Annotated in this window: 2 protein-coding genes; both read left to right on the top strand. The window is 32.1% G+C overall.

Annotation, left to right across the window (positions count from 1 at the left end):
• The first annotated feature begins 104 nt into the window (after positions 1-104).
• The gene (locus CYP77_RS05805; RefSeq protein ID WP_012001578.1) at positions 105-404 is read left to right on the top strand and encodes a DUF883 family protein; all 300 of its coding nucleotides are present in this window, start codon (positions 105-107) and stop codon (positions 402-404) included.
• A 258-nt stretch (positions 405-662) separates the two neighbouring features.
• Positions 663-899 carry a hypothetical protein gene (locus CYP77_RS05795; RefSeq protein WP_103567194.1) on the top strand — a complete coding sequence of 79 codons (237 nt, stop codon included), beginning with the start codon at positions 663-665 and terminating at the stop codon, positions 897-899.
• Positions 900-925: the final 26 nt, after the last annotated feature.

The following is a 925-nucleotide window of genomic DNA, read 5'->3' as shown; positions in this document are numbered from 1 at the left end:
ATCAATGAGATTCTTTAAATTGCTAAATTTATTAATGATTAAGTAACATCATATATAATGATACAAGAACTTCAGCTCAAAACAATATTAATAAAGGAGTCCTAATGGCTACTCAAGAGGTAAATTTAGAGTCTTTAAAAAAAGACTTAGATTCTTTGAAAGCAGATTTTAAAGATGTTATAAAATCTATCAAAGATATGGGTGCAGAGCGTGCGGAATCCGCTAAAGATAAAATTTTAGACCAACTAAATAGCGATGAGATCAAAAAATATATAGATGATCTAAAATCAAAAGGCAAAGACAGCATAGAAAACGTAAACGACGCAATAAAAGAAGATCCGATTAAAAGCATTGCCATTGCTGCGGGGGTTGGATTTTTAGCTGCCTGGTTATTAAAAAAATAATGGCGGGCATATCTGAATTTATAGTATCCGTGGTTGAGCTTATAGATGCTCAAGCTGACGATATTAGGTGTTCTTTTTTAAAGAGTGCCAATTCAGTTGTACTCAATATAATTGTGGGTGTGATTTACATCATAGGCTTAGTATTCTTTTTGCTAGGCCTGCACACGCTCCTTGAAAAAACTATTGGGGAAATTTGGGCGTATTTTGCCTGCTCTGCTGTGGCTTTTTTATCTTCGATTATCGTATACAAGGTATTCCGTGCAAAGTGATATAACAAAAGAAAAGCTAAGAATAGTAGTATCGATACTAGAGAACAAAAACACAGATAAAAAAAAGCTAAAACTCGAAGAGGCTAAGCTAAATTTATTACTAAATGATCCATTACCAAACTTTTTAACAGAACTCAGCCTAATCAATCGAGGCAATATTAAGCAGGCCTTGATATCCATAATAGATAAAAATTTTATAATACCTATCTTAAGCAAATTTCTATAAAAACTAATTTTTTATGCTCTTTTCTT

This window comes from Campylobacter concisus (assembly GCF_002913865.1).
Taxonomy (GTDB): domain Bacteria; phylum Campylobacterota; class Campylobacteria; order Campylobacterales; family Campylobacteraceae; genus Campylobacter_A; species Campylobacter_A concisus_AM.
Note: the sequence above shows the minus strand (reverse complement) of the source record. Positions and strands in the feature narration are given on the sequence as shown.